The following is a 24,712-nucleotide window of genomic DNA, read 5'->3' as shown; positions in this document are numbered from 1 at the left end:
GTAGAAAAATAATAATGCAAGAAAGTATTCAACTGGTTATTGATTCGCTGCCGTTCTTGCTTAAGGGCGCGGTGTTTACTTTACAGCTCAGTATCGGCGGGATGTTCTTCGGGCTGGTGCTCGGGTTTGTGCTGGCACTGATGCGCATGTCGAACGTCTGGCCGGTGCGGTGGCTGGCGCGGTTTTACATCTCCGTGTTTCGCGGAACGCCGCTTATCGCCCAGCTGTTTATGATTTACTACGGGCTGCCCCAGTTCGGTATCGAGCTGGATCCGATCCCGGCGGCGATGATTGGCCTGTCGCTGAATACGGCGGCGTACACCTCTGAAACGCTGCGTGCGGCGATCTCGTCCATCGATAAAGGACAGTGGGAAGCGGCGGCCAGTATCGGGATGACCCCGTGGCAGACGCTGCGCCGGGCGATCCTGCCCCAGGCGGCGCGCGTGGCGCTACCTCCGCTGAGCAACAGCTTTATCAGCCTGGTGAAAGACACCTCGCTTGCGGCGACCATTCAGGTGCCGGAGCTGTTCCGTCAGGCGCAGCTGATCACCTCGCGCACGCTGGAAGTGTTTACCATGTATCTGGCGGCCTCGCTGATTTACTGGGTGATGGCGACGGTGCTGTCCGCCCTGCAAAACTATTTTGAAAACCAGCTTAACCGCCAGGAGCGAGATCCAAAATGAGTGCAATTGACGTCAAAAACCTGGTGAAAAAATTCCACGGGCAAACGGTGCTGCACGGCATCGACCTTGAGGTTGAGCAGGGCGAAGTGGTGGCAATTATCGGCCCGAGTGGGTCAGGGAAAACCACGCTGTTGCGCAGCATTAATTTGCTTGAGCAGCCTGAAGGCGGGACGATCCGCGTGGGCGATATCACCATTGATACCGGGAAACCCATCAGCCAGCAAAAAGGGCTGATTCGCCGCCTGCGTCAGCATGTTGGCTTCGTATTCCAGAGCTTTAATCTCTTTCCGCACCGTACGGTGCTGGAAAATATTATCGAAGGTCCGGTCATCGTAAAGGGTGAACCAAAGGAAGACGCGACGGCCCGCGCCCGCGAGCTGCTGGCGAAGGTTGGCCTGGCCGGGAAGGAGACGAGCTATCCGCGTCGGTTATCTGGCGGGCAGCAGCAGCGTGTCGCCATTGCGCGCGCGCTGGCGATGCGCCCGGATGTGATCCTGTTCGACGAACCCACATCCGCACTCGATCCTGAGCTGGTCGGGGAAGTGCTTAACACTATCCGACAGCTGGCGCAGGAAAAACGCACGATGGTGATTGTGACGCATGAAATGAGCTTCGCTCGCGACGTTGCCGATCGGGCAATTTTCATGGATCAGGGGCGAATAGTAGAGCAGGGGCCAGCTAAGGCGCTGTTTGCCAATCCTCAGCAGCCTCGAACCCGCCAGTTCCTTGAAAAATTCTTAATGCAGTAGCATTTTCACGCTCAATTTGCTCCAGATGTCGCTTCTGGAGCAAATTATCCTCCCATAAATTCAGTTTTGGTGATTTTTTATTCCACCCGATGTGGATAAGCCATCGCTAAATTAAAGATAATCCGTCTGTGGTCGATATTTTATATAAATAATCCTGCTTTATGTGTTAGGTTATATTCACCATAATAATGATTATCTTTATCAGAGGCTTCATTCGGCAAGTATGAGGGATATAGACTTTTTCACCTGGCGACGGGAATGCGTCCTCCGGTTTCAGGAAATGACCTGTGCTGACGAGGTATATCAGGAACTTCAGCGACAAACGCAGGCGCTTGAATTCGATTATTATGCGCTTTGTGTTCGACACCCTGTGCCATTTACCCGCCCGCGAACATCCGTCCATTCCAGTTATCCGCAACAATGGATGGCGCAATATCAATCCGAGAATTATTTCGCCATTGACCCGGTACTGAAGCCGGAGAATTTCATTCAGGGTCATTTGCCCTGGACGGATGAATTATTCACGGATGCCCAGCAATTATGGGACGGCGCGCGGGACCACGGTTTACGTAAGGGAATAACCCAGTGTCTGATGCTGCCAAATCATGCGCTCGGCTTCCTCTCCGTGTCATGTACTAGCTTACAGGCACACTCGATATCCAGTGAAGAAATTGAGCTGCGTTTACAAATGCTGGTTCAGATGGCGCTCACTACACTGTTGCGCTTTGAACATGAGACGGTGATGCCGCCGGAAATGAAATTCAGCAAGCGTGAACGGGAAATTCTGAAGTGGACCGCAGAAGGGAAGACGTCGGCAGAAATTGCCATCATTCTTTCCATCTCGGAAAATACCGTCAACTTCCATCAGAAGAATATGCAGAAGAAATTCAACGCGCCGAATAAGATCCAGATAGCGTGTTATGCCGCGGCGACTGGGCTTATTTGACTGATATCACGTTCTGCGTGTCAGACGAGGAAAAGGCTGAATGCACTGCATCCAGCCTTTTTTGTTACTGGCGGTAGGCTTGTTTAATTTGCTTAACTGTATTGGCAAAAACAGCGGATTCCGCCTGATCTTCCATCTGCGCGATCTGTTTTTCCATTTTAATGATCACACGTCCAGCATCAGCCTGGCCCATCGCCTGTAGCATAAGCGTCAGCAGCGACTTCAGGCAGTTTACTTCCTGTGCCAGTTCCTGGTTATTCTCGGCAGTGGCAAATTCAGGTGTGCTCATTTATTTTCCTCATTATAAAACAGCGCATGAGCGCGACGATGAAAGTTAAGGCGGCGGAGTATACCACAAGCTGCGGCAAAAAATGCAGTGGTTGTTTTTTATACTTTTACGCGTATTGATTATTGGCCGGTGCGGATTATGAAGGTAATCTGCCCAATATGTTAGCGACAATTAAATGTTTATCGCCGGTACGCCATCCGTTAATTGTTGTTACAAAAAAATGAGAGCATTTTTTAGTTTACGTTAACAAATGTTTTGGTGGCTTTTTGAATGCTGGTGCTAAAAAATAGCGGTAAAGCCCAGTACACATGGGTTTTCTTTCCACTTACTGTACAGCCTAATTTCCAAAAACGAGACCCGAATCGTATAGCCGATTTTTTAGCGTTTTAATCTTGCATGGAAAACCGTTAATATAAACCCAATTAGCAGTCAGTAGCGTTATCCCTATTCTGGAGACATTTCCTTTGATCAACGTCCTTCTTGTTGATGACCACGAACTGGTGCGCGCAGGGATACGACGCATTCTTGAAGATATAAAGGGTATTAAAGTTGCCGGCGAGGCGTGCTGTGGCGAAGATGCCGTCAAATGGTGTCGCGCGAACTCCGCAGACGTGGTGCTGATGGATATGAACATGCCCGGTATTGGCGGGCTTGAAGCCACGCGCAAAATCGCGCGCATGTTCGTTGATACCAAAGTCATCATGCTGACCGTCCATACCGAAAATCCGCTGCCCGCCAGGGTCATGCAGGCGGGGGCTGCGGGGTATCTCAGTAAAGGTGCTGCACCGCAGGAAGTCGTCAATGCGATCCGCACCGTTCACGCAGGGCAGCGCTATATCGCTACTGATATTGCTCAGCAGATGGCGTTGAGTCAGATTGAACCGGAAAAAACGGAATCTCCGTTTGCCAGTTTGTCTGAGCGCGAATTGCAGATTATGCTGATGATCACTAAAGGTCAGAAGGTGAATGAGATTTCTGAGCAGTTGAATCTCAGCCCGAAAACGGTCAACAGCTATCGCTATCGGATGTTCAGTAAACTGAACATTCACGGTGATGTCGAACTGACTCACCTGGCCATTCGCCATGGTTTGTGCAATGCGGAGTCGTTAATAAGTCAGTGAGTGAAGCGTTCGATTCAAAAGCATTTCTGAAAACCGTCACCAGCCAGCCAGGCGTCTACCGGATGTACGATGCTGGCGGTACGGTTATCTATGTCGGTAAGGCGAAAGATCTGAAGAAACGCCTTTCAAGTTATTTCCGCAGCAACCTTGCCTCCCGTAAAACCGAAGCGCTGGTCGCACTTATACACAACATTGATGTCACCGTAACGCACACGGAAACGGAAGCGCTGCTCCTTGAGCACAACTACATTAAGTTGTATCAGCCGCGCTACAACGTTCTGCTGCGTGATGACAAGTCCTATCCGTTTATCTTCCTGAGCGGCGACACGCACCCGCGGCTGGCGATGCATCGTGGCGCAAAGCATGCGAAAGGTGAATATTTCGGCCCCTTCCCGAATGGTTATGCCGTGCGGGAAACGCTGGCGCTTTTGCAAAAAATCTTCCCTGTTCGCCAGTGCGAAAACAGCGTCTATCGCAACCGCTCCCGGCCATGCCTGCAATATCAGATTGGCCGCTGCCTGGGACCATGCGTTGCAGGGCTGGTGAGCGAAGAAGAGTACGCGCAGCAGGTGGAATATGTCCGCCTGTTTTTAGCCGGGAAAGACGATCAGGTGCTGACGCAACTGATTACCCGCATGGAAAAAGCCAGCGCGGCGCTGGAATTTGAGGAGGCCGCACGCATCCGCGACCAGATCCAGGCGGTGCGCAGGGTGACCGAGAAGCAGTTTGTTTCCAATACGGGCGACGACCTCGATGTCATCGGCGTTGCCTTTGACGCCGGCCTGGCCTGCGTTCACGTGCTGTTTATTCGTCAGGGCAAAGTGCTCGGCAGCCGCAGTTACTTCCCGAAAGTGCCGGGCGGGACTGAGATGGGTGAAGTGGTGGAGACATTTGTCGGCCAGTTTTATTTGCAGGGCAGCCAGATGCGTACGCTGCCCTCGGAGATCCTGCTCGACTTCACGCTGGACGATAAAACCCTGCTGGCGGACTCACTTTCAGAGCTGGCAGGTCGCCGGGTGAATGTCCAGACGAAACCGCGCGGCGATCGTGCGCGTTATCTGAAGCTGGCGCGAACCAATGCCGCCACGGCGCTGACCACCAAACTTTCCCAGCAATCGACCGTCAGCCAACGTTTAACCGCGCTTGCTGCGCTGCTCAAGCTGCCGGAAGTGAAACGCATGGAATGCTTCGACATCAGCCATACGATGGGTGAGCAGACCGTGGCGTCGTGTGTGGTCTTTGATGCCAATGGCCCACTGCGGGCAGAGTATCGTCGCTATAACATCACCGGTATAACGCCCGGTGACGATTATGCCGCCATGAACCAGGTGCTGCGCCGTCGCTATGGTAAAGCGATTGAAGAGAGTAAAATCCCGGACGTTATCCTTATCGACGGCGGGAAAGGGCAGTTGGGGCAGGCGAAGGCGGTATTCGAATCGCTCGACGTGGAGTGGGATAAGAACCATCCGTTGCTGCTAGGGGTAGCGAAAGGGGCAGATCGTAAGGCTGGCCTGGAAACGCTGTTCTTTGAGCCGGAAGGCGAGGGCTTTAGCCTGCCGCCAGATTCCCCTGCACTGCACGTGATCCAGCACATCCGAGATGAGTCGCACGATCATGCCATTAGCGGACACCGCAAAAAACGGGCGAAAGTGAAAAATACCAGTACCCTTGAGACGATTGAAGGCGTCGGGCCAAAACGTCGCCAGATGCTGTTGAAGTATATGGGCGGATTGCAAGGATTACTCAACGCCAGTATGGAAGAAATTGCAAAAGTGCCGGGTATTTCGCAAGGGCTGGCAGAAAAGATCTACTACTCGTTGAAACATTGAGGGCTCTGTAGCAACATAGAGCTAAATTTTACTGACAACAGACAGTTACCGTCATCATGCGATTTAATATCCCTACGTTGCTTACTCTCTTTCGCGTTGTGCTCATTCCGTTCTTCGTCCTGGCATTTTACCTGCCGGTCGTCTGGGCGCCTTTTGCCTGTGCGCTTATTTTCCTGATTGCCGCCGTGACGGACTGGTTTGACGGTTATCTGGCGCGTCGCTGGAACCAGAGTACCCGCTTTGGCGCGTTCCTCGATCCGGTTGCGGATAAGGTGATGGTGGCAATCGCGATGGTGCTGGTGGCGGAACATTATCATACCTGGTGGGTGACGCTGCCTGCCGCGACCATGATTGGCCGTGAGATTATTATCTCTGCCCTGCGCGAGTGGATGGCGGAGCTGGGTAAACGCAGCAGCGTGGCGGTGTCCTGGATCGGTAAAGTTAAAACCACTGCGCAGATGGCGGCGCTGGTGTGGATGCTGTGGCGTCCGAATGTCTGGGTAGAGTGGGCCGGCATTGGTCTGCTGTGGGTTGCGGCGGTGCTGACATTGTGGTCAATGCTGCAATATTTGAACGCTGCGCGCGGTGATTTGCTTGAACAGTGATCGTTTCGGCTTAATTTTCAGCAAACGATCCTGAGATGCAAAAAATAACGTTGACTCATAACGTCATATCAGTAGAATGCAACGCATCGAACGGCGGCACAGTAAGCCGGACGATAATGAAATCAAGTGCTTAGCAAGGCGTTAAATAGTTACTTGATAACATGCGGGAATAGCTCAGTTGGTAGAGCACGACCTTGCCAAGGTCGGGGTCGCGAGTTCGAGTCTCGTTTCCCGCTCCAGATTAATGCATCGGCAGTTTGCGGGTGCAGGTCGAAAGACAAAAGATTTAAGGCGCGTTAGCAAAGCGGTTATGTAGCGGATTGCAAATCCGTCTAGTCCGGTTCGACTCCGGAACGCGCCTCCACTTTCTTCCCTGGCCGGATGGTGGAATCGGTAGACACAAGGGATTTAAAATCCCTCGGCGTTCGCGCTGTGTGGGTTCAAGTCCCACTCCGGCTACCATGGGAAAAGTTGAATAAAATCAATGATAAGCAGTGTCGTGTAAACCACCGAAAGGTGGTTTTTTATTGCCTAATTTTCGCCATTCGCCATTCGCCATTCTTTCGCCATTCGGCTTCACCATAAAAAGAGGGCATTACTGCCCTCCGACTACCGGAACTATAGGAATTTTTCTATCATAACGTGCTGTCTGTGACGCGTTTTTATGACCAGCGATTCCCTGTTTTTCGTTAAGCGTTCCTTCCAGATCCGATATCCCTTTAGATTTGCTGCTACGAAGTTAGGTTATGGTAATAACCAGGCTGACTTAGTCTATGGCGTCGTTGATCTCTCTTTATCGGCATATGGTGCGGGCATAAGTTTTGGGTCCCAGAGAGAGGTCCTGGAGTTTATTCCACGATTATATCAGAGGTTGGCAAGAGGCTTTTAAAACCGCAATGGCGCTGGATTTGACCAGTGGGAGCATTACGGGGTGGCAGATGTACCAGATAGCAAAAGAGAATTGATTATGTCTCAAGAGTTAGAATTTTCGCTTCATCCACCTGTTTGGCCTGCCGTGGCCTATTTCATTGTATCTATTGCAATTTTTCTCTTGCTTTATCTCGGCAAACTAAAAGTTAACAGGCTGCATAAATACCCGCTATTTATCGCGTATAGGGTGTTTGTAATCGCTATTGCAGCCGTTCAGATAAACATCTTTGCCAATGGCTACGAGTTTGTCAGCAGCTTTTTGCATATAGATTTTGACCGCTATCGCTATGACTCGGTATATTGGGGATCATTGTTTTTCTCCATAATTTACTTGCTGGCGTTGCTCCGGAACAAGTTTTAGCATAATGAAATTTTCATTTAAGGGACGCTATGTCTTTACCGCCATTGTATGCACTGCGTGCGTTTGAAGTTGCTGCGCGGTTGAACTCCTTCAGTAAAGCCGCTGAAACGCTCAATATTACGCCGGGCGCGGTCAGCAGACATGTCCGTACCCTTGAACTGTGGTTCGACTGCGAGCTTTTCAAAAGGCAAGGTCCTCGCGTGGAGGTCACTGAAGCCGGGCGAGTGCTTGCCGGACAGCTGAACGAAAGCTTCACGAGCATTGAATGGGCCTGCCGGGCATTTCGCAGTGAAAACCATCTGCTGCGGTTAAAAACACCCAGCACCCTGACCATGAGATGGCTTCTCGACGTGCTGCGATCTTTTCGCAACAACCATCCAAAACCGCAGGTGGAGATTGCCAGCGTCTGGATGGACATTGACACCGTTGATTTCAATCTTGAGCCATACGACTGCGCCATCCTTCTCGGTAATGGCAGTTTTGGTGAGACAACGGAAAGCCAGCTGCTTTTTCATGAATGGCTTATCCCGGTTTGCACCCCATCGCTTAGCGAACCGGCCCGGCAGCAGCTTTCGCAATGCGATTTGATCCATCCTTCACCGGACAGACGTGACTGGCGGCGCTGGCTGCGAAGAACAGGATTGTTTCCGGGGCTCGATATGAGCAGCGGCATGGTGTTTGATACCCTTGAACAGGGAAGTATCGCCGCGATGAACGGGCACGGCATCGCTATCGCCGACCTGCATCTCACGCTTGATGCCCTGAAAAGCGGCCTGCTGGGCCTGCCGTTCAGGGAAGCTATCGCGACGGGAGATGGTTACTACCTCGTCTGGCCAAAAAATTCGCTCAAAAGAGAGAGCATCCAGCACCTTCTGGGCTGGCTGCAAAACCATACCCCGGTCGTTCCGGCTATGGATATCGATTACCTGGAATACGATGAAAGCCGGGTTTATTAATACCGTTATGAGTAAGAGATGTTTGCCATCTTTTTATAGCGTTCTGGCAAAGCGCTGTTCAGGCTGAGTACCTTATCCAGAATATAAAATGCTGGCGTGTTTTTCTGCTGCTCAGCGTCAATAATTGCACCGCGTAATATCGTGGCGGCAGACGAAATCCTGTGAAAATATTCTTCAGTCTCAGGCGTCTGTAATTCACCCGACGTGGCGTAGCGCACGTGCGGCCAGCCGGAGAAGTCGAGCAGCGGAAGGGGCTTTCCTGCTTCAGGATGACAGGCTGAAATCAGCGCAGCCGCTTGCTTAGGGTCGCGATGGGCAACGGACAGCATGTATACGCGCTGCGAAAACGGTGACAGAACCTCTGAGTGATGTTTCTTAGCCATAAGCATGGCCATAAAATCCTGTAAATCATCGGCTGAATCGGTGTCAGGTGGTAATACAGTTTTCATTAACTGATATAACGCATCAAGTGTCATATTTGCCCCGGATCCTCTTATCATTATTATTCAGTTTGCGGCTGAACGTTTTATCGACCCGCGCAAAGGCGGGTCGTAAAGATGATATTTGAATGCGGTCGCATCAGAAAAACGATTAATAATGGCAATCATTGTGAGTTTTTCTCACTATAACCTCCAGGCTTCACACGCCGCCCAGGTACGCCTTCCTCACCTCCGGATCCTTTAGCAACGCCTCGCCGCTGCCGCTTAACCGAATCTGCCCGTTAACCATCACATAGCCGCGGTCGGACAACTTCAGCGCGTGGTGGGCATTCTGCTCGACCAGAAAAATCGTCATTCCGTTACGGGCCAGTTCGCGCAGCGTCTGGAAGATCTGTTTAACCACGATTGGTGCGAGGCCGAGGCTGGGTTCATCCAGCAGCAGAAGTTTAGGACGGCTCATCAGTGCCCGGGCAATAGCCAGCATCTGCTGTTCACCGCCGGAAAGCGTCATCGCCCGCTGGTTACGCCGCTCCTTGAGGCGAGGGAAGAGGTCGAACATACTTTGCATATCTTCAGCTGCATGCTGATTGCCGACGGGGATTGTCCCCATCAGCAGGTTCTCTTCTACAGACATATCCGGGAAAATGCGTCGTCCCTCAGGTGCCTGCGCTATGCCGCCGGTGGCAACATAGTGGGTGGATTTGTGGCTGATATCCTCGCCGCAGAAGAGGATCTGCCCGTTGCGGATCCGGGGCTGACCAAAGACAGACATCAGTAATGTTGACTTCCCCGCGCCGTTAGCGCCAATCAGGGCCACGGTTTCCCCTTTGTTTACCTCAAGTGAAACCTGCTTCAACGCCTGGATCACCCCGTAAAAAACGTCCACATTATGAAATTGAAGCATCGGTGCGCTCACAGATTTACCTCGCTTTCGTCGGTGCCCAGATACGCGGCAATCACTTTTTCATTGTGCTGGATCTCAGCCGGTTTACCTCTGGCAATCACATCGCCGTGATCGAGCACAATGATGTCATCTGAAATGCCCATCACCATCCCCATATCATGCTCGATCAGCAAAACCGTGATGTCGTGGTGGTCGCGCAGGAACCGGATGATCTCGCTCAGCTTGTGCGTCTCCACCGGGTTCAGGCCGGCAGCAGGTTCATCGAGACAAATCATCTCCGGGCCGGTGCACATGGCGCGGGCGATTTCGAGGCGTCGTTGCTGGCCATAGGACATTTCCCCGGCCAGACGGTTCGCGCAATCTACCAGATCCACCACCTCCAGCCAGTAAAACGCCCGGTCCAGCGCCTCGTTCTCTGCCCGACGATACGCAGGGGTGTTCAGCACCCCCGCCAGCAGATTGCGGTTGACGCGCATGTGCTGTGCCACCAGCAGGTTTTCCACAACGGACATCTCGCGGAACAGGCGGATGTTCTGAAACGTGCGCGCAAGACCCGCGCGGTTCACCAGATGCGTGCCGCCAAACATCTTATAGAACAGGCGTTGACCAAGCTGCGCCGGGCTGAGCCAGTCGCCCGGCTGGAGTTTCTGGCCGAGCACCTGAATGACATTGGTGGTTTTATTTCGTGCATTGAACAGAATGTTGCCGCCGGAGGCCCGGTAGAAACCGGTCAGGCAGTTAAAGACGGTTGTTTTTCCCGCGCCGTTAGGCCCAATGAGTGCAGTAATAGAGCCGCGCTGCACCTCAAGATTGACGTCGTTTAAGGCCTTGATCCCGCCGAAGTGCATCATCAGATGTTCTACACGCAAAATCGTTGCGTTCATGGCGCCACTCCTTTACGCACGGCAAATCCGCTGCGGTTGATGCGGATCAGACCGCGAGGACGCCAGATCATCATCACCACCATCAGCATGCCAAACAGCAGCACGCGGTATTCCGCAAAGCTGCGCAGCAGTTCCGGCGTGACGGTCAGCACAAAGGCGGCCAGTACGACGCCGACGGTGGAGCCCATCCCGCCCAGGACCACAATCGCGAGGATGAGAGCCGATTCAAAAAAGGTGAAAGAGGTGGGGTTAACAAACCCCTGCCAGGTGGCAAAAAACACCCCGGCGATACCTGCCGTCGATGCGCCCAGGGTGAAGGCCGAGAGTTTGACCAGAACGTGGTTGAGCCCCATGGAACGGCAGGCAATCTCATCCTCACGGAGCGCTTCCCACGCCCGTCCAATGGGCATTCGGGTCAGCCGGTGTTTAATGTACAGCACCAGCATGACTACCAGGAAAAGCACCGCATAGATGAAGATAAACTTCATGTTGGGGTTATAGTTCAGGCCGAAGAACTCGTGGAAAGGGACGCCGCCTTCTTTGGCGCGTCGGCCAAACTCCAGGCCAAAAAAGGTCGGGGCAGGGGCTGAAACGCCGTTAGGCCCGCCGGTGAAGGTAAGCCAGTTGTTCAGCACCAGACGGATGATCTCGCCAAACCCGAGCGTGACGATGGCGAGATAATCCCCGTGCATGCGTAACACCGGAAAGCCGAGCAGGGCGCCCGCGCCCGCAGCCATTAGCGCCGCCAGCGGCAGCATGCTCCAGAACCCAAGCCCCAGATACTGATACCCGAGCGCCAGCCCGTAAGCGCCGATGGCATAGAAGGCGACATAACCCAGATCCAGCAGCCCTGCCAGGCCAACGACAATGTTCAGCCCAAGACCGAGCAGGACGTAGATCAGTCCGAGTATAGCGACCGTCAGAACGTATTTTGTGGCCACAAACGGGAAGCAGATCGCCAGCGTGACAATCAGCGGAATGATCCAGCGCATGCGGCTTTTATACGCCGGTGGCCGGACATACACCCCCGCATTGTCGGATTCAAACCGCGCCTGTAAACGTCTTCCGGCCGCCGTAGCTGAAAAGGCGCTCAGCAAAAAGCGTCCCAGCATCACCGTGCCTACAATCCACGCCAGCCGCTGGCCGTCAAAGGTAAAGCTGTAACCATCCAGTATGACGCCCGCAATCGGGCCGAAAATAATCAGGGCGATCATTCCGGAAAAAATCGCGTCCAGAATGCAGCGCTTCAGGGAAAAGCCGTCAGAGGTCATCGCGTTGTTCCTTACACTTTAGCCACGACAGGGCGGCCCAGCAGCCCCTGAGGACGGAAGATCAGGATTAATACCAGCAATCCAAACGAGAACACGTCTTTATAATCCGAGTTCACCATCCCGGAGAATTGCGCTTCTGCGACGCCCAGAATCAGCCCGCCAAGCATCGCACCGGGCAGAGAGCCGATGCCGCCCAGCACCGCTGCCGTAAAGGCCTTGATGCCGATAACGAACCCGACGTAAAAATCAAAGGTGCCGTAATTCATGGTGATCAGCACGCCCGCCAGCCCGGCCATGGCTGCGCCGATAACAAACACCAGCGAAATAATTCTGTCGGTGTTGATACCCAAAATGGAGGCCATCTTACGATCCTGCTGCACCGCACGGCACATGCGCCCTAAGCGGGTACGGTTGATAATCCAGGTCAGCACCAGCATGCCCGTGAACGAGGCGATGAGAATAAAGACTTTGGTATAGGTTATCTGGACAAACCCTTCGCCGAGGTGAAAACGCAGCACGCCATCCAGCATGGTCGGTACGCCCTGCTGCCGCGGGCCCTGACTGAGCTGGACGTAGTTTTGCAGTATCAACGACATCCCGATGGCCGAAATCAGCGGCGCCAGACGCGTCGAATTGCGTAGCGGCTTATAGGCGATGCGCTCAATCGTCCAGCCATAAACGCCGGTGACCACGATGGTGAAAACCAGGGTTCCCAGGATCAGCAGCGGAAAGGAGTGGAGTCCAAAAAACGCCAGCAGGGCCAGGCCAATGGCCGAGAGATAGGCGGAGATCATATACACTTCGCCGTGGGCGAAATTGATCATACCGATGATGCCGTACACCATGGTGTAGCCGATGGCGATAAGACCATAGACCGAACCCAGCGTTAAGCCATTAATTAATTGTTGCAGGAAGAATGTACTCATGGTCGCGCACCTGAATAAAGGGTTACGCCGACAGTCAGACCTGCCGGCGTTGAGCAGATTCCGTCCCGTTATGGCACTTCTTTATATTTGCCTTTGTCGTCCCACTGGTAGACCACGTAGTCAGACACTTTGAGGTCACCTTTGCTGTCCCAGGCTTTTTTACCCATCACCGTGTCGACAGGGTTGGCCTTCAGCCACTCGCTGGCTTTTGCGGAATCCGTCCCTTTCGTGGCCTTGAATGCCGCTGCGATAGCCTGCACAGACGCATAGGCGTAGAGGGTGTATCCTTCTGGTTCAAATTTACCGGCGCGGAATTTCTCGATGACGGCTTTTCCGTCCGGGATCAGGCGCGGGTCTTTACCGAAGGTCATGTAAATACCGTTGGTGTACTGCGCCCCACCGGCGGCGGTGACCATCTCTTCATTGACGATACAGTCTCCCGAGAAGAACTTCGCCTGCACGCCCTGTTCACGCATCTGGCGAACCAGCGGGCCCGCTTCCGGGTGACAGCCCCCGAAGAACACCACGTCTGGTTTTTGTGCGCCAATTTTGGTCACCAGCGCGTTAAAGTCTTTCTCCCCGCGGGACAACCCTTCGTACATCACTTCCTTAACGCCGCGTTTCGCCAGCGCCGCTTTAGTGGCGTCCGCCAGCCCCTGACCGTAGGTGTCTTTATCGTGGATGATGACGACCCGTTTGGCTTTAAGCTTATCAAGAATAAAATCGCTGGCGACCTGGCCCTGCTGGTCGTCACGTCCGCACATGCGGAACATATCGCTCATGCCCCGCTCGGTAATAAGCGGGTTCGTTGAGCCGGGGGTGATGGAGAGGATCCCGGCATCGCTATAGACCTCGGAGGCGGGCATGGTCGACGAGGAGCAGAAGTGGCCGACGACCGCTTTCACTTTATCCTGATCGACTAAGCGGTTGGCGACGGCAACGGCCTGTTTGGGTTCGCAGGCGTCATCGCCCTGAACCAGTTTGATTTTCTCACCGTTGATCCCGCCAGCGGCGTTAATGTCTTCCGCCGCCTGCGTAGCGCCATGCCAGTATTGATCGCCATAGGTTGCGTTCGGGCCTGTGAACGGCCCGGCCACGCCGATCACGATATCGGCCTGTGCAGAAAAGGCCGTCACCAGACAACCGGCCAGCAACAGGGAGAGGGGAGTTTTGGTAAATTTCAGCGACATTATTATGTTCCTTAGCAAAGAGGTTTTTGCACCAGGTATAAACCCGAACGCCTGATGGCATCGTAAATCCAAAAACAAGAGCGAGAACAAAATGCACTTTAGAAGCAATCTCGTGCTTAATACGGCGAGGATCCCACGCACCGCGAAGCGCGCAGAACATTAAGCAAAAAGGTTGCCAGAATGGTTAATCCCTTGACCGGGTCACAACACGTTGAGTATAGAGCGCCGTTTTATGCGCCTTTGCGGGATGAGATGAATTTACAGCGGAGATCACATCTCCTTAACAACAAAGCCCATAAGTTGTGCAACGGTCACGATTTGCACGTTTTTGCAGCAATAAAGACCTAAACTTCAGATAGGCATGCGCGGCGATATATGTCAGGATCGTTTTTTTTATCAGGAGTATCAGCAATGGCTGAAGGCCCATTAAATGAAAGCGAGATGGCGTGGCTGGAAGAGACATTAATCTCTTACGGACACGACGATGCATCCGTGATTGACGTGTCCGAACTGGACGGCATGCTTACCGCAGTACTTTCCGGTCCCGTTGTGGTGGAGCCCGACACCTGGCTGGTGGCGGTATGGGGTGGTGAGAAGTATATTCCACGCTGGAAAAACGATCGTGAGATGAACCGTTTTATCGATCTCTGCTTTAAGCACATGAACGATATTGCCGAGCGCCTGAGCGAATACCCGGATCAGTTTGAACCGCTGTTTGGCTATAACGACGTTGACGGTCAGAGCTATACCGTAGTGGAAGAGTGGTGCTATGGCTACATGCGCGGCGTGGCGCTGACGGACTGGACATCCTTGCCGGAAGCGCTGGAAGCGGATCTGGCGGTGATTGCCCTGCACGGAACGGAAGAGAACAGCGAGAAGCTGGATGCGCTGACCGAAGAGGAGTATATGGCCAGCATCGAGAGCATTCAGCCTGCGGCGCTGCGTTTGTACAACTACTGGGTGGCTAATCCGCAGCAGTCGGAAGCGAAAAAGCCGATCGTGAACGGGTCGAAGGTGGGACGTAACGATCCGTGTCCGTGCGGGAGCGGTAAGAAGTTTAAGAGTTGCTGTCTGCACTGAAAAAAGGGGCTATTCATAGCCCCTTTTTTTATCCCACTTCTGGCAGCATTCCCGCTGCAATCAGCACCTGCACCAGAATAATCACCACCCCACAACCAAACACCACGCACAGCAGCGGCTTACCACCCGCCACGCGGTATCCTTGCTGCGGCTGTTGCTGGCGGCTCTTCCACGCCAGCAGGGAAGGCAGCAGCAGGGCCAGTACCGATAACGCCACGCCAGCATACCCTAGCGCCATCACAAACCCGCGCGGATAAAAGAGCGCAAAGGCCAGCGGCGGCAGGAAGGTCATCGCCCCCGTCTGTAAGCGTCCGGCAACGGTATTGCGACGCTGGAACAGATCCGCCATATAGTCAAACAGGCCAAGCGCCACGCCAAGGAAGGAGGTTGCCAGCGCCAGGTCTGCAAACAGATGTACCGCCAGCTCCACGTGTGAAGAGGCCACCACGTTACGCAGGGCAACCAGGAATCCATTCAGACCAGAATGCTCTGCCATCAGGCCGATAAAGGTGGTGGAACCAATACTGCCCAGCGTCACCATCTGCCAGAACAGGTAAGCAATCAACGGAATGGCGCTGCCGATCACAAAGACGCGGCGCAGCTTGCGAATATCCCCGTTCATATAGCTCACGATGCTCGGCACGCTGCCATGAAAACCGAAGGAGGTAAAGATAACCGGGATGGCCGAAAGCGCCAGACCTTTCTCCAGCGGGAGGGAGAGCAGGTTAACCTTGTGCACATGCGGTGCCAGCAGCACCAGCATCACAACAAGGAAGAGAATTTTGGCGCTGAACAAAAAACGGTTAAACAGATCGACCAGCGATGTGCCCGCGCAAACTACGCCGCCACCGATCAGCGTAAAGACAATGGCGCCTGTTTCCGGTGAAAGCGACGCACCGAAGCCGTCATTGATACTTGACGCAATCAGCTCCCCGGCGCCGCTGATGTAGGCGGCGGTCAGCGCGTACATCAGGAACATCATGCTGAAACCGGTGATCCACTGCCCGTAGCGTCCAAGATAGCGTGCAGCCAGGGAGCCTAAGCCCGTATCGGCAGGGACATGTTGATAAACCTCCAGCAATAATAGCGCGGTGTAACACATCAGGGCCCAAAGACCGCCCAGCAGCACTACGGTAACCCCAAACCCGACGCCGGCGGCAGCCAACGGCATGGCCAACATTCCTGCGCCAATTGTCGTTCCGGCGACGATAAAAATACTTCCCAGAGTTCTGTTCTTCACGCTTTCCTCTACAACGCTTCCATACCGCGACTCATTCTGCGGCGCAGAGTAAGGGAAAAGCACCATCTCGTCAAATCACCGTTACATAGGGTGTAATGATTAATTTACAAAAAGAAATGGGGAACCTGCGCCAGCGCAAAGCGTGTCGTGGAGGGAGCATTTAGTCTGCTTTTTATTTGCGAGAGGTAATGATGTCAATTCACGGACACGACGTGCTGAATATGATGATTGAGTCAGGTGAGCGTTATACGAAGGAGAGTCTGGTTGAGGCGATACATGCCCGCTTTGGCGAAGCGGCGCGTTTCCATACCTGTTCAGCTTCGGAAATGACAGCCGCGGAGCTGGTGGCGTTTCTGGCGACGCGCGGAAAATTCATTCCGGCAGCAGACGGATTTTCCACGCACGAAAGTAAAATTTGCCGTCATTGAATAAAGCGGTGCTGAAAACTCAGCACCGCTTTTCTATTAATTCTGCGTGTCGAGCGTCGACAGCTCTTTATCAATGAAGTACAGGCCTTCCCCGGATTTACCTGCCAGAGATAATTTATCCAGCACGGATTTAAACAGCTTCTCTTCTTCGTGCTGTTCAGCCACATACCACTGAAGAAAATTAAAGGTTGGATAATCCTGACTGGTCATGGCGGCATGAGCCAGTTCATTAATTTTCTGGGTGATCAGCTGTTCGTGCTCATAGGTGGCACGGAACAGTTCATCAAGAGAGCCGTACTCGGCGAAAGGCGATACCACGTTATCAATGCGCGGCAGGCTGCCGGTGTCCGTCAGGTAATCAAACAGACGCTGCATGTGCGTCATCTCTTCCTGGGCATGACGACGCAGGAAGGCGGCAGCCCCTTCAAAGCTGTGATAGCTGCACCAGGCGCTCATCTGCTGATAAAGCAGGGAAGAAAATAGCTCAAGATTCATTTGCGCATTGAGCTTGTCGATCATTTCAGTTTTTAACATGGTGCAGCTCCGGTTTATTAATTCTGGTTCACGATGAGCGACACTATAATTTGTTATTTAATTATTTGCAAAAAGTAAAATAAATATTTATTTATTAAAAATACGAATGGGAATAAAACGCATTGCCGCCATTTGTATTTATTAATGAGAATTGTTTTTGTTCTTATTAAATAAACTGCCAGCGTGACTGGCAGTCGCGGTTAATACCACGGATTCTGGCTGGAAGAGGTAACGGCATATCCCTGACATTTATACTGAATGGTCACACTTTCGTTCAGACAGAGTGAACCGCTGATCAGGGTGCAGGTTTTAATCGGCTGCCCGTAGGCTGACGCGGAGGCGTAGCCCATGCGTTGGCAGGCCTTTGTTGCCGTACCGTTATTAACATAGTCATCAGACCAGGCGTTTTGCAGCATGGTCTGGCCATAGTCGAGGCGCACAATTCCGTTTGGGGCATCCGTACTACTGACTTCTGCCTGACGGTTGATGCTGCACCCGGCGAGCAACAGGATCGTTCCGGCTATGATTACACGTTTCATGTTTCACTCTGCGTGACGGGAAATACGCCATTGTAACCAACGCGACGGGACGCAATGGCCGGAATAGCCGGAGGATCTGCCCTTTCACTGTACAACGAGCTGGGCCACCGCGCGAAATTGTGAGCGCATCTTTGTTTTTTAAAACAAGTTTTCACTTAATTTGAAAGTGCGTTTGTTTGATAGTAAGGTTAAGTTGAAAAGGTATCCACAGCGGGATCGCCCGCCATGCATTCAGGAGAGACAAGATGAAAATTGCACTGATGATGGAAAACAGCCAGGCCGCTAAGAATCCCATCATCCTTAATGAGCTGAAAGCCGTTGCTGATGAGAAAGGTTTCCCGGTCTATAACGTCGGTATGAGTGATGAGAACGATCATCATCTCACTTATATTCACCTGGGCATCATGGCGAGCATTCTGCTTAACGCAAAAGCCGTTGATTTTGTTGTCACCGGCTGCGGTACCGGGCAGGGCGCGTTAATGTCCCTGAACATCCATCCGGGTGTGATTTGCGGTTACTGCATCGATCCTGCGGATGCTTTCCTGTTCGCGCAAATCAACAACGGTAACGCGCTTTCTCTGCCGTTTGCGAAGGGCTTCGGCTGGGGGGCAGAACTGAACGTACGCTTTATCTTTGAGAAAGCGTTTACCGGACGCAATGGCGAAGGCTATCCACCAGAGCGTAAGGAGCCGCAGGTGCGTAACGCCGGTATTCTGAACCAGGTGAAAGCGGCGGTGGTAAAAGAAAACTATCTGGATACCCTGCGTGCAATCGATCCTGAGCTGGTTAAAACCGCCGTCTCAGGCCAGCGCTTCCAGCAGTGCTTCTTCGAGAACTGCCAGGACAAAGAGATCGAAGCCTTCGTGCGCGGTATTGTTGGCTGATTTCCTTTGCCGGGCGGTGCGTTGCCGCCCGGCACAGAGCCTTACTTTTTCGATGATACCGCGCTGCCTGCATTTTTGGTCAGACGCAGCGTGTCAACCATTCCCACCAGGCAGATCAGCGCGATCGCCACAAATGCCAGCCGGAAGCTCATTCCCGGCATGCCGGCAATCCCCATCGTCTCACTGACTTTTTCCCCGATACGAATACCAATTGCCCCGAGCGTGATCCCAAGTCCCACGGCAAGCTGCGTTGCGGTTGAAAACAGCGTATTGGCATAGCTCATCTGCGCCGAGGGTACATCCGCAAAGGCCAGCGTACTGATGGCTGTAAACTGGATCGAACGAAAAACGCCACCCAGATAGAGGATCAGCATGACGAGCCACACAGGAGTCTGCGGCGTAAGAAAGGCGCAGGCCAGCAGCGCCAGGACATTCAGTGAACCGTTAATCAGCAACAGCCGCTTAAACCCCAGGCTGCGGATCAGGGGCGTCGTTGCCGGTTTAATGGTGAGATTGCCTACGAAAACGGCCAGCACCAGCAGGCCAGAATGGAACGCGTCCATGCCAAAGCCGACCTGGAACATCAGCGGTAACAGGAACGGAACCGCGCTGATGGAGGCGCGAAACAGCGATCCGCCGTACAGGGTGACGCGAAACGTCGGCACTTGCATCGCATCGAGCCTGATCATCGGCCAGGTTGCCCGCTTAAAGTGGCGAAGCGCCAGGCTCAACGCGACGACACCGACGATAAACAGCGTGGCGGTTAATTCTGTCCGCAGAGGCTCTGCGCCCATCAACTCCATCGCATAAACCAGGCTCACCATGGCAAGGGTGGTGACCACAAAACCCGGCAAGTCAAACGGTCGGCGCGTATCTTCATGCAGGTCCGGAATGATTCGCAGTGCCAGCAAAATGGCGATTATCCCCAGCGGCACATTAATAAAGAAGATCCAGCGCCAGTCGGCATAGCTTGTAATGAACCCGCCCAGCGGCGGGCCGATGATCGGCGCGACCAGCGCAGGCCACGTCAGGGTGGCGATTGCCGTGATGAGCTGATGCTTTGGCGTTGTACGTAACACGGCCAGGCGACCCACGGGCACCATCAGCGCGCCACCCATGCCCTGGAAGACGCGCATTGCGACAAACTCCTCGAGCGTGGTGGACAGGCCGCAAAATACCGAGGCCAGCGTGAAGATCGCCAGCGCGAGGGCAAATACTTTTCGCGCGCCGAAGCGGTCGGCGATCCAGCCGCTGGCGGGGATCAGCACGGCAAGGGTGATCAGGTAGGCGCTAATGCCGATATTCAGATCCACGGCCTGTACGCCGAAGCTTTTTGACATATCCGGCAATGCGGTGGCGATCACCGTCCCGTCCAGAAACTCCATAAAGAAAGCACCGGCCACCAGCAGTGCCGCAGGCGATAATCCACGGCTCTCTTTGCCGGATACGTTTTCACTCATTCTCTTCCTGCCCGCTCAAAAAATTTTATAAAAATTTACTGGAATTTATAAGTCTGTAACGTGCGGATTTATCGTGCCTTTTTTTAACAAACCGGCAGCACTGAGGGTTTGTTAACCGTGATGCAGGTCACAAAATGGTTGATTTTTGTGATGACGGTCATATTATAAGCGTATTGATAATAACACCTGCATAACACGTTACTGGAGCAACATAATGAAACTGCGCAAAATCCTGAAAAGCATGTGGGCTAACTACTGCACAACGTTTAAAGACGTCCCACCGGGTGCGATGTTCTGATAAAAAAACCTGCTTCGGCAGGTTTTTTTATGTCTGCGGACGACGAGAGGGAGATGGAAGGGCGTCTGTTTTGCTACTATGGCTGCCTTTGAATAAGGAGAACCCCATGTCACAAAACCTGAGCGCCGATCAGGAACTGGTATCTGACGTCGTCGCCTGCCAGCTGGTTATCAAACAAATCATTGATGTGATTGACGTTATCGCGCCGGTTGAGGTACGCGAAAAGATGTCGACCCAGCTAAAAAACATCGATTTCACCAATCATCCTGCTGCGGCGGACCCGGTTACGCTCCGCGCGATCCAGAAAGCGATCGCGCTGATTGAACTGCGCTTCACGCCGCAGGGTGAGTCACATTAAAATAAACCGATGTTTTAAAATTAGAAACCGTTTTCTGATTTTACGTCGAAGGGCGACAGAGTCTGTCGCCCACAGAAGGCTCAAAAGAACGTCTGCACCAGCAGATAGCTCACCACGCAGGCACAGCTGACGCCAATCAGACCCGGCAGAATAAAGCTGTGGTTGATGATGAATTTACCGATGCGGGTGGTGCCGGAGCGATCGAATCCAATACAGGCCAGATCGCTCGGATAGGTGGGCAGCACAAAGTAGCCGTAGGAGGCCGGGAAGAAGGCCACCAGCATTTTCGGATCGATGCCTAACATCAACCCCATCGGGGCGACCGCGGTCAAGGCCGCGGCCTGGCTGTTGACCAGTTTCGACACCAGAAACAACACGATGGCATACGTCCAGGGATGACTCTTCACTACCCCCTCCAGTGCCATTTTCAGTTCGTCGAGATGCGCCTGGAAAAAGGTATCGCTCATCCATGCCACGCCAAACACCGAGAAGATGGCGACCATCCCCGCCTTAAATACCGCTCCGTTTGAAATGGCCGACGCATTAACCTTACAGGTCATCAGCATGATGGCCCCGGCAATAAGCATCATCATTTGAATGACAAGGTTCATCGACAGGGCCGTCATTTTGCCTTTGATCTCAAACGCCGGACGCAACTCGGGCAACGCACCCAGCAGGACCACAACGGCAATCCCGGCGAAGAAGATCCACGTTGACCAGTAGGCCTGTTTAGGGAAACGCTGATCCATCAACGTCTCCGTTCCCCCATAGATAAACTCCCGCTGTTTCGGATCTTTCAGCTTTTCCTGAAATTCAGGATCGTCTGCGAGGTTTTTCCCCCGGCGCAGGCTCCACAGTGCCGCAATGGCGACGCCTGACAGTGAGGCCGGTACGGAAACGGCGAGTATTTCGAGGATCCCCCACGCGTGGCCGATACCGTGCTGCGCACCCAGAATTGAGACCAGCGAAACGACGGCCACGGAAACGGGGGAGGCGGTGATCGCCATCTGAGAGGCCACCGAGGCAACCGCCATCGGTCGTTCCGGGCGAATGCCTTTTTTCAGGGCGATATCCGCGATAATGGGAAACATAGTGTAGACGACGTGGCCGGTCCCGCAGAGAAAGGTCAACATCCAGGTGGTAAACGGCGCGAGAAGGGTGATGTGCTGGGGATGTTTTCGCAGCAGGCGCTCTGCGAATTGCATCATCACGTTCAGGCCACCGGCGGTCTGTAGTGTTGCCGCGCAGCCGATGACGGCGAGGATCGTGAGCATCACGTCAACCGGCGGTTTACCGGGTTGCAGACCAAAGACAAAACTCAAAATAAACAGGCCGATGCCGCTTATCAGCCCCAGGCCCATCCCGCCGAAGCGGGTACCTACCAGCAGGCAGAGGATAATGACAATAAACTCAATGGTGATCATGATGCTCCCTCGTTAATGAATGTAATTAAACAAATCATTACACGATGTGTGGTTATTCATTGGGAGCAAGATCTGATTTGTTAAATGTCAGCAAAAGCAGGGAGTTGGCACCCACTCCCTGACGGGCTGAGGGATCCCCAGTAATTTGAAAGCAAAAGCGATAACGTTGCCTTCAGAATAACTGAAGGCTTTCAGCGATGCCTCGGTCCGGCTGTAAATCGCTGAGGCGTTTCCTGTAGGCCGGGGCGAGGCGCAGGGATGCGCCGAGAGGGCGGGCTTTACAGGGATGTTACCTCCGCCCGTCCCCGATAAGCCGGAAGGAATAAGCCGAAGGTACAGCGAAGCGGCGATTTTCCGCCGGAAGCCCGGGTCGCCAGGGTGGTGGCGACTGAGCCACCCTGGCACGTTCACCGGTTATGCCGTGACAGAGTAGCAAGGAACATAAAGTGAACGGAATGACCACCAGAGCCGTATGTTCCCCCTCACCCCAGCCCTCTCCCTCAAGGGAGAGGGGGCCGTCTGTGCAGGCATTATTTTGTGGGGAACTCTCAGCTCTGACGGGAGCGGGTGAAGGACTTAGTGGTGTTGCACGGTAGCTATGTCGAGAAGATGGCGGTCCGTCTGCTCCAGACAGATCCCCGCGCGTTTCGCGTTGCGGATTTCGTCTGCGAGCGTTTTCAGCAGCATGCCATCCTGCTGCTGCTCTCTGTCCATATCACGTAAAAACTTGAGGGTAATGATGTCCTGTTGCGCTTTGGCTTCATCGGCCAGCTTGTTCAGCTTTGTACAGCGTTGCTCATACTCTTCAAGCGTTTTCTGGAACAGTTCCTCCAGAGAAGAGTAATTATCTTCAATCGTTTCAAGCTCTTTGACTGTGGGATTGGCGCCGATGGCTTTCAAAAAGTTAAAGACACGCATCATGTGCGTGACGTTACTTTGCGCCTGAGTACGAAAGAAGGTGGCAGTGCCGTTGAGGCTTTTTCTGGAACACCAGGCGCTCAAATGCAGATGCAGATTTGAAGCATAAAACTCCAGGTTCATCTGGGCATTCAGTTTTTGCATCATCGTTTGGGTAGTCATACTCATATCCTTATTGACTGTGGGACTTGATGTCCGCTACTAAACCTGACCCGGCAGGTACTGACGATTGAATAACAGAAAAAGATTTCTGCAAGGTAAACAAACTCGAAAATTCACGTCCTGTGTTCGATTTAAATAAGCATACGCTTCTCTTGGAATTAAGAAAACTCTTAGTTGGGCTGTGTTTACCATACATTACAAATTTAAATATAGCGCAGAACAGAAAACAGGTGACGAGATATAATATTTTTTATCTATATGATTTTAATGATATTAAAATCATTTCTTCCCATTTTTATCGTTTCAGGAAACCTTCTGTGGCGGGAAATTCTGTGAAAGTGTTAAATCAGAAATAATAACTGCAAATATATCCTGCTGTAGCAAATTTGAGCTAAATCAATTTTCCCGCAATATACGGTTCTGTGATCGCGTCGTAAGATTGTTATCTAACAAATCTGGAAAATGAAACGATGTTTTATATCTTTTCACCCGTAGAGGTTTATGATGACAAAAGTTGCGGTGCTGCTGGCACCTGGTTTTGAAGAAGCAGAAGCGATTATCACAGTGGATATCCTGCGTCGCTTGCAGATCGAGGTGGAAATGCTGGCCTGCGCGGAGTCCCGTGCGGTAGTGAGTTACCACAATATCCCCATGGTGGCTGACAGTACATTAACGGAACGTATTAATACGCTGTATGACGCGGTCGTGTTACCCGGTGGGCCGCAGGGGAGTATCAATCTTGCGGCTAACCAGGAGGTGATCCGCTTTGTTTCCGCGCATGACGAGCACGGCAAACTCATCTGCCCGATCTGCTCTGCGGCTGCGCGGGTGCTGGGCGCAAACGGGCTACTGAAGGGGCGGCGCTACGTCTGTTCCGGCGATCTTTGGCAGACCGTTGATGATGGAGTATATGTGGATGCGCCGGTGGTGGAGGATAACAACCTCATCAGCGGCAAGGGGCTGGGGCACGCTTTTGACTTTGCGCTGACGCTCTCTGCGCGTCTGTTGGGCGACGATGCCCCCGTGCGCGATCATGCTGAACACATCTATTACCGCTGGTAAATTTTCTGCCGGACGCTAAGGCGTCCGGGTTACAGGGATTTCTTAGCTGACCTTATGGATAATCCTGCTTAACTCCTTTCCATTTGTAGGACAATTACGTCCTTTTTTATGTCATTTTTCGCTGAATTTATGTACGCAATTACTGTAATTCTGCGGTGTGATGTCGCTCTCTTATGGATGATTAATTTCCCGCTAAAACTATCACCAGCAATAACGCTTATGACGAGGTAAGCGCTAATGC

At 52.9% G+C, this 24,712-nt stretch carries 29 protein-coding genes, 3 tRNA genes and 1 pseudogene; 18 read left to right on the top strand and 15 right to left on the bottom strand.

Annotated elements, in window-relative coordinates; genetic code table 11:
- Nucleotides 1–14: 14 nt before the first annotated feature.
- The 3 genes from tcyL to sdiA all read left to right on the top strand — a co-directional run bounded on the left by tcyL (nucleotide 15) and on the right by sdiA (nucleotide 2,378).
- Complete coding sequence (gene tcyL, locus ACQG2Q_RS14780) at nucleotides 15–683, top strand: cystine ABC transporter permease (RefSeq protein ID WP_022648540.1); 669 nt, start codon at nucleotides 15–17, stop codon at nucleotides 681–683.
- Entirely contained in the window at nucleotides 680–1,432 is a 753-nt protein-coding gene (tcyN, locus tag ACQG2Q_RS14775) for an L-cystine ABC transporter ATP-binding protein TcyN (RefSeq protein ID WP_023306513.1), read from the top strand. The genes tcyL and tcyN overlap by 4 nt, the downstream gene beginning before the upstream one ends.
- A 223-nt stretch (nucleotides 1,433–1,655) precedes the next feature.
- Nucleotides 1,656–2,378 (top strand): transcriptional regulator SdiA, encoded by a 723-nt coding sequence (gene sdiA / locus ACQG2Q_RS14770; protein ID WP_032622448.1) that lies wholly within the window; start codon nucleotides 1,656–1,658, stop codon nucleotides 2,376–2,378.
- Nucleotides 2,379–2,442: 64 nt separating this feature from the next.
- Here sdiA and ACQG2Q_RS14765 read toward each other — a convergent pair whose 3' ends face one another.
- Together ACQG2Q_RS14765 and ACQG2Q_RS14760 are read right to left on the bottom strand one after the other, a co-directional pair.
- Nucleotides 2,443–2,667: a DUF2594 family protein gene (locus ACQG2Q_RS14765; RefSeq protein ID WP_003859644.1), complete on the bottom strand. Its 225-nt coding sequence runs from the start codon at nucleotides 2,665–2,667 to the stop codon at nucleotides 2,443–2,445.
- Entirely contained in the window at nucleotides 2,654–2,734 is an 81-nt protein-coding gene (locus ACQG2Q_RS14760; RefSeq protein WP_418235935.1) for a hypothetical protein, read from the bottom strand. Before ACQG2Q_RS14760 ends, ACQG2Q_RS14765 begins: the two co-directional genes overlap by 14 nt.
- 397 nt (nucleotides 2,735–3,131) lie before the next feature.
- On the opposite strand from ACQG2Q_RS14760, the gene uvrY reads away from it, so the two are divergent.
- The 6 genes from uvrY to ACQG2Q_RS14730 all read left to right on the top strand — a co-directional run bounded on the left by uvrY (nucleotide 3,132) and on the right by ACQG2Q_RS14730 (nucleotide 6,684).
- Nucleotides 3,132–3,788: a UvrY/SirA/GacA family response regulator transcription factor gene (gene uvrY / locus ACQG2Q_RS14755; RefSeq protein ID WP_063849627.1), complete on the top strand. Its 657-nt coding sequence runs from the start codon at nucleotides 3,132–3,134 to the stop codon at nucleotides 3,786–3,788.
- Complete coding sequence (gene uvrC / locus ACQG2Q_RS14750; protein WP_063849625.1) at nucleotides 3,785–5,617, top strand: excinuclease ABC subunit UvrC; 1,833 nt, start codon at nucleotides 3,785–3,787, stop codon at nucleotides 5,615–5,617. The genes uvrY and uvrC overlap by 4 nt, the downstream gene beginning before the upstream one ends.
- Nucleotides 5,618–5,673: 56 nt before the next feature.
- On the top strand, nucleotides 5,674–6,222 hold the full coding sequence (pgsA, locus tag ACQG2Q_RS14745) for a CDP-diacylglycerol--glycerol-3-phosphate 3-phosphatidyltransferase (protein WP_063849624.1): 549 nt from the start codon (nucleotides 5,674–5,676) through the stop codon (nucleotides 6,220–6,222).
- 163 nt (nucleotides 6,223–6,385) lie between these two features.
- Nucleotides 6,386–6,461: transfer RNA gene (locus tag ACQG2Q_RS14740), tRNA-Gly, on the top strand.
- 51 nt (nucleotides 6,462–6,512) lie between these two features.
- Nucleotides 6,513–6,586 (top strand) — tRNA-Cys (locus tag ACQG2Q_RS14735).
- Nucleotides 6,587–6,597: 11 nt separating this feature from the next.
- Nucleotides 6,598–6,684 (top strand) — tRNA-Leu (locus tag ACQG2Q_RS14730).
- Between the two features lie 133 nt (nucleotides 6,685–6,817).
- Here the strand turns inward: ACQG2Q_RS14730 and ACQG2Q_RS14725 are convergent.
- Nucleotides 6,818–6,949 (bottom strand): annotated as a pseudogene (locus ACQG2Q_RS14725) (integrase); the annotation flags it as partial.
- Here ACQG2Q_RS14725 and ACQG2Q_RS14720 point away from each other — a divergent pair.
- From ACQG2Q_RS14720 to ACQG2Q_RS14710, 3 genes are all read left to right on the top strand, one after another.
- A complete protein-coding gene (locus ACQG2Q_RS14720; protein WP_233156008.1) occupies nucleotides 6,887–7,111 on the top strand; it encodes a DUF4225 domain-containing protein in 225 nt (74 codons plus the stop codon). The pseudogene ACQG2Q_RS14725 and the gene ACQG2Q_RS14720 sit on opposite strands and share 63 nt — an antisense overlap.
- A gap of 78 nt (nucleotides 7,112–7,189) precedes the next feature.
- On the top strand, nucleotides 7,190–7,513 hold the full coding sequence (locus tag ACQG2Q_RS14715; protein ID WP_063849184.1) for a hypothetical protein: 324 nt from the start codon (nucleotides 7,190–7,192) through the stop codon (nucleotides 7,511–7,513).
- Between the two features lie 29 nt (nucleotides 7,514–7,542).
- A complete protein-coding gene (locus ACQG2Q_RS14710) occupies nucleotides 7,543–8,469 on the top strand; it encodes a LysR substrate-binding domain-containing protein (protein ID WP_063849183.1) in 927 nt (308 codons plus the stop codon).
- A 5-nt stretch (nucleotides 8,470–8,474) separates the two neighbouring features.
- On the opposite strand, the gene ACQG2Q_RS14705 is transcribed toward ACQG2Q_RS14710, so the two are convergent.
- From ACQG2Q_RS14705 to ACQG2Q_RS14680, 6 genes are all read right to left on the bottom strand, one after another.
- Nucleotides 8,475–8,945 (bottom strand): hypothetical protein, encoded by a 471-nt coding sequence (locus ACQG2Q_RS14705; protein ID WP_063849182.1) that lies wholly within the window; start codon nucleotides 8,943–8,945, stop codon nucleotides 8,475–8,477.
- Nucleotides 8,946–9,108: 163 nt separating this feature from the next.
- On the bottom strand, nucleotides 9,109–9,825 hold the full coding sequence (locus tag ACQG2Q_RS14700; protein ID WP_032622411.1) for an ABC transporter ATP-binding protein: 717 nt from the start codon (nucleotides 9,823–9,825) through the stop codon (nucleotides 9,109–9,111).
- A complete protein-coding gene (locus ACQG2Q_RS14695) occupies nucleotides 9,822–10,697 on the bottom strand; it encodes an ATP-binding cassette domain-containing protein (protein WP_023306508.1) in 876 nt (291 codons plus the stop codon). Before ACQG2Q_RS14695 ends, ACQG2Q_RS14700 begins: the two co-directional genes overlap by 4 nt.
- Nucleotides 10,694–11,968, bottom strand: a complete 1,275-nt coding sequence (gene livM / locus ACQG2Q_RS14690; protein ID WP_022648530.1) for a high-affinity branched-chain amino acid ABC transporter permease LivM — start codon at nucleotides 11,966–11,968, stop codon at nucleotides 10,694–10,696. The genes ACQG2Q_RS14695 and livM overlap by 4 nt, the downstream gene beginning before the upstream one ends.
- An 11-nt stretch (nucleotides 11,969–11,979) precedes the next feature.
- Nucleotides 11,980–12,894 carry an ABC transporter permease subunit gene (locus ACQG2Q_RS14685; protein ID WP_062937921.1) on the bottom strand — a complete coding sequence of 305 codons (915 nt, stop codon included), beginning with the start codon at nucleotides 12,892–12,894 and terminating at the stop codon, nucleotides 11,980–11,982.
- A 68-nt stretch (nucleotides 12,895–12,962) separates the two neighbouring features.
- On the bottom strand, nucleotides 12,963–14,084 hold the full coding sequence (locus tag ACQG2Q_RS14680) for a branched-chain amino acid ABC transporter substrate-binding protein (RefSeq protein ID WP_023300472.1): 1,122 nt from the start codon (nucleotides 14,082–14,084) through the stop codon (nucleotides 12,963–12,965).
- Between the two features lie 411 nt (nucleotides 14,085–14,495).
- Here ACQG2Q_RS14680 and ACQG2Q_RS14675 point away from each other — a divergent pair, with 411 nt between their 5' ends.
- Nucleotides 14,496–15,164, top strand: coding sequence for a YecA family protein (locus ACQG2Q_RS14675; protein WP_063199226.1), 669 nt, complete (start codon nucleotides 14,496–14,498; stop codon nucleotides 15,162–15,164).
- 28 nt (nucleotides 15,165–15,192) lie between these two features.
- On the opposite strand, the gene tyrP is transcribed toward ACQG2Q_RS14675, so the two are convergent.
- Complete coding sequence (gene tyrP, locus ACQG2Q_RS14670) at nucleotides 15,193–16,404, bottom strand: tyrosine transporter TyrP (RefSeq protein WP_063849219.1); 1,212 nt, start codon at nucleotides 16,402–16,404, stop codon at nucleotides 15,193–15,195.
- A gap of 188 nt (nucleotides 16,405–16,592) precedes the next feature.
- Here tyrP and ACQG2Q_RS14665 point away from each other — a divergent pair, with 188 nt between their 5' ends.
- Nucleotides 16,593–16,832 carry a YecH family metal-binding protein gene (locus ACQG2Q_RS14665; RefSeq protein ID WP_063151899.1) on the top strand — a complete coding sequence of 80 codons (240 nt, stop codon included), beginning with the start codon at nucleotides 16,593–16,595 and terminating at the stop codon, nucleotides 16,830–16,832.
- 36 nt (nucleotides 16,833–16,868) lie between these two features.
- Here ACQG2Q_RS14665 and ftnA read toward each other — a convergent pair whose 3' ends face one another.
- Entirely contained in the window at nucleotides 16,869–17,366 is a 498-nt protein-coding gene (gene ftnA / locus ACQG2Q_RS14660; protein ID WP_022648525.1) for a non-heme ferritin, read from the bottom strand.
- A 200-nt stretch (nucleotides 17,367–17,566) separates the two neighbouring features.
- On the bottom strand, nucleotides 17,567–17,905 hold the full coding sequence (yecR, locus tag ACQG2Q_RS14655; RefSeq protein ID WP_022648524.1) for a YecR family lipoprotein: 339 nt from the start codon (nucleotides 17,903–17,905) through the stop codon (nucleotides 17,567–17,569).
- A gap of 245 nt (nucleotides 17,906–18,150) precedes the next feature.
- On the opposite strand from yecR, the gene ACQG2Q_RS14650 reads away from it, so the two are divergent.
- Entirely contained in the window at nucleotides 18,151–18,789 is a 639-nt protein-coding gene (locus ACQG2Q_RS14650; RefSeq protein ID WP_003859680.1) for an RpiB/LacA/LacB family sugar-phosphate isomerase, read from the top strand.
- Between the two features lie 41 nt (nucleotides 18,790–18,830).
- Here ACQG2Q_RS14650 and ACQG2Q_RS14645 read toward each other — a convergent pair whose 3' ends face one another.
- Nucleotides 18,831–20,249: an MFS transporter gene (locus ACQG2Q_RS14645; RefSeq protein ID WP_063162931.1), complete on the bottom strand. Its 1,419-nt coding sequence runs from the start codon at nucleotides 20,247–20,249 to the stop codon at nucleotides 18,831–18,833.
- Between the two features lie 214 nt (nucleotides 20,250–20,463).
- Here ACQG2Q_RS14645 and azuC point away from each other — a divergent pair, with 214 nt between their 5' ends.
- Together azuC and ACQG2Q_RS14635 are read left to right on the top strand one after the other, a co-directional pair.
- A complete protein-coding gene (gene azuC, locus ACQG2Q_RS14640) occupies nucleotides 20,464–20,547 on the top strand; it encodes a stress response protein AzuC (protein WP_003859682.1) in 84 nt (27 codons plus the stop codon).
- Nucleotides 20,548–20,653: 106 nt separating this feature from the next.
- On the top strand, nucleotides 20,654–20,905 hold the full coding sequence (locus ACQG2Q_RS14635) for a DUF2766 family protein (RefSeq protein WP_063849181.1): 252 nt from the start codon (nucleotides 20,654–20,656) through the stop codon (nucleotides 20,903–20,905).
- Nucleotides 20,906–20,985: 80 nt separating this feature from the next.
- Here ACQG2Q_RS14635 and ACQG2Q_RS14630 read toward each other — a convergent pair whose 3' ends face one another.
- Nucleotides 20,986–22,329 (bottom strand): anaerobic C4-dicarboxylate transporter, encoded by a 1,344-nt coding sequence (locus tag ACQG2Q_RS14630; RefSeq protein WP_022648521.1) that lies wholly within the window; start codon nucleotides 22,327–22,329, stop codon nucleotides 20,986–20,988.
- A 576-nt stretch (nucleotides 22,330–22,905) separates the two neighbouring features.
- Nucleotides 22,906–23,409, bottom strand: coding sequence for a non-heme ferritin-like protein (locus ACQG2Q_RS14625; RefSeq protein ID WP_022648520.1), 504 nt, complete (start codon nucleotides 23,407–23,409; stop codon nucleotides 22,906–22,908).
- Between the two features lie 504 nt (nucleotides 23,410–23,913).
- Between ACQG2Q_RS14625 and ACQG2Q_RS14620 the strand changes: the two genes are divergently transcribed.
- Nucleotides 23,914–24,471, top strand: a complete 558-nt coding sequence (locus ACQG2Q_RS14620; protein ID WP_032622413.1) for a DJ-1 family glyoxalase III — start codon at nucleotides 23,914–23,916, stop codon at nucleotides 24,469–24,471.
- Nucleotides 24,472–24,712: the final 241 nt, after the last annotated feature.

Origin of the sequence: Enterobacter cloacae complex sp. 370H10 (genome assembly GCF_050031535.1) — a bacterium.
GTDB lineage: Bacteria > Pseudomonadota > Gammaproteobacteria > Enterobacterales > Enterobacteriaceae > Enterobacter > Enterobacter intestinihominis.
Note: the sequence above shows the minus strand (reverse complement) of the source record. Positions and strands in the feature narration are given on the sequence as shown.

Excerpts from the sequence above, each read along its gene's own strand:
- ACQG2Q_RS14635 (WP_063849181.1), top strand. The coding sequence starts at position 20,654 with ATGTCACAAAACCTGAGCGCCGATCAGGAACTGGTATCTGACGTCGTC.
- pgsA (WP_063849624.1), top strand. The coding sequence starts at position 5,674 with ATGCGATTTAATATCCCTACGTTGCTTACTCTCTTTCGCGTTGTGCTC.
- tcyL (WP_022648540.1), top strand. The coding sequence starts at position 15 with ATGCAAGAAAGTATTCAACTGGTTATTGATTCGCTGCCGTTCTTGCTT.
- livM (WP_022648530.1), bottom strand. The coding sequence starts at position 11,968 with ATGACCTCTGACGGCTTTTCCCTGAAGCGCTGCATTCTGGACGCGATT.
- ACQG2Q_RS14630 (WP_022648521.1), bottom strand. The coding sequence starts at position 22,329 with ATGATCACCATTGAGTTTATTGTCATTATCCTCTGCCTGCTGGTAGGT.
- yecR (WP_022648524.1), bottom strand. The coding sequence starts at position 17,905 with ATGAAACGTGTAATCATAGCCGGAACGATCCTGTTGCTCGCCGGGTGC.
- ACQG2Q_RS14680 (WP_023300472.1), bottom strand. The coding sequence starts at position 14,084 with ATGTCGCTGAAATTTACCAAAACTCCCCTCTCCCTGTTGCTGGCCGGT.
- ACQG2Q_RS14675 (WP_063199226.1), top strand. The coding sequence starts at position 14,496 with ATGGCTGAAGGCCCATTAAATGAAAGCGAGATGGCGTGGCTGGAAGAG.
- ACQG2Q_RS14650 (WP_003859680.1), top strand. The coding sequence starts at position 18,151 with ATGAAAATTGCACTGATGATGGAAAACAGCCAGGCCGCTAAGAATCCC.
- ACQG2Q_RS14665 (WP_063151899.1), top strand. The coding sequence starts at position 16,593 with ATGATGTCAATTCACGGACACGACGTGCTGAATATGATGATTGAGTCA.
- ACQG2Q_RS14710 (WP_063849183.1), top strand. The coding sequence starts at position 7,543 with ATGTCTTTACCGCCATTGTATGCACTGCGTGCGTTTGAAGTTGCTGCG.
- ACQG2Q_RS14645 (WP_063162931.1), bottom strand. The coding sequence starts at position 20,249 with ATGAGTGAAAACGTATCCGGCAAAGAGAGCCGTGGATTATCGCCTGCG.
- ACQG2Q_RS14715 (WP_063849184.1), top strand. The coding sequence starts at position 7,190 with ATGTCTCAAGAGTTAGAATTTTCGCTTCATCCACCTGTTTGGCCTGCC.
- ACQG2Q_RS14620 (WP_032622413.1), top strand. The coding sequence starts at position 23,914 with ATGACAAAAGTTGCGGTGCTGCTGGCACCTGGTTTTGAAGAAGCAGAA.
- ACQG2Q_RS14720 (WP_233156008.1), top strand. The coding sequence starts at position 6,887 with ATGACCAGCGATTCCCTGTTTTTCGTTAAGCGTTCCTTCCAGATCCGA.
- sdiA (WP_032622448.1), top strand. The coding sequence starts at position 1,656 with ATGAGGGATATAGACTTTTTCACCTGGCGACGGGAATGCGTCCTCCGG.
- azuC (WP_003859682.1), top strand. The coding sequence starts at position 20,464 with ATGAAACTGCGCAAAATCCTGAAAAGCATGTGGGCTAACTACTGCACA.
- ACQG2Q_RS14625 (WP_022648520.1), bottom strand. The coding sequence starts at position 23,409 with ATGACTACCCAAACGATGATGCAAAAACTGAATGCCCAGATGAACCTG.
- ftnA (WP_022648525.1), bottom strand. The coding sequence starts at position 17,366 with ATGTTAAAAACTGAAATGATCGACAAGCTCAATGCGCAAATGAATCTT.
- tcyN (WP_023306513.1), top strand. The coding sequence starts at position 680 with ATGAGTGCAATTGACGTCAAAAACCTGGTGAAAAAATTCCACGGGCAA.
- ACQG2Q_RS14765 (WP_003859644.1), bottom strand. The coding sequence starts at position 2,667 with ATGAGCACACCTGAATTTGCCACTGCCGAGAATAACCAGGAACTGGCA.
- ACQG2Q_RS14695 (WP_023306508.1), bottom strand. The coding sequence starts at position 10,697 with ATGAACGCAACGATTTTGCGTGTAGAACATCTGATGATGCACTTCGGC.
- ACQG2Q_RS14685 (WP_062937921.1), bottom strand. The coding sequence starts at position 12,894 with ATGAGTACATTCTTCCTGCAACAATTAATTAATGGCTTAACGCTGGGT.
- ACQG2Q_RS14705 (WP_063849182.1), bottom strand. The coding sequence starts at position 8,945 with ATGACACTTGATGCGTTATATCAGTTAATGAAAACTGTATTACCACCT.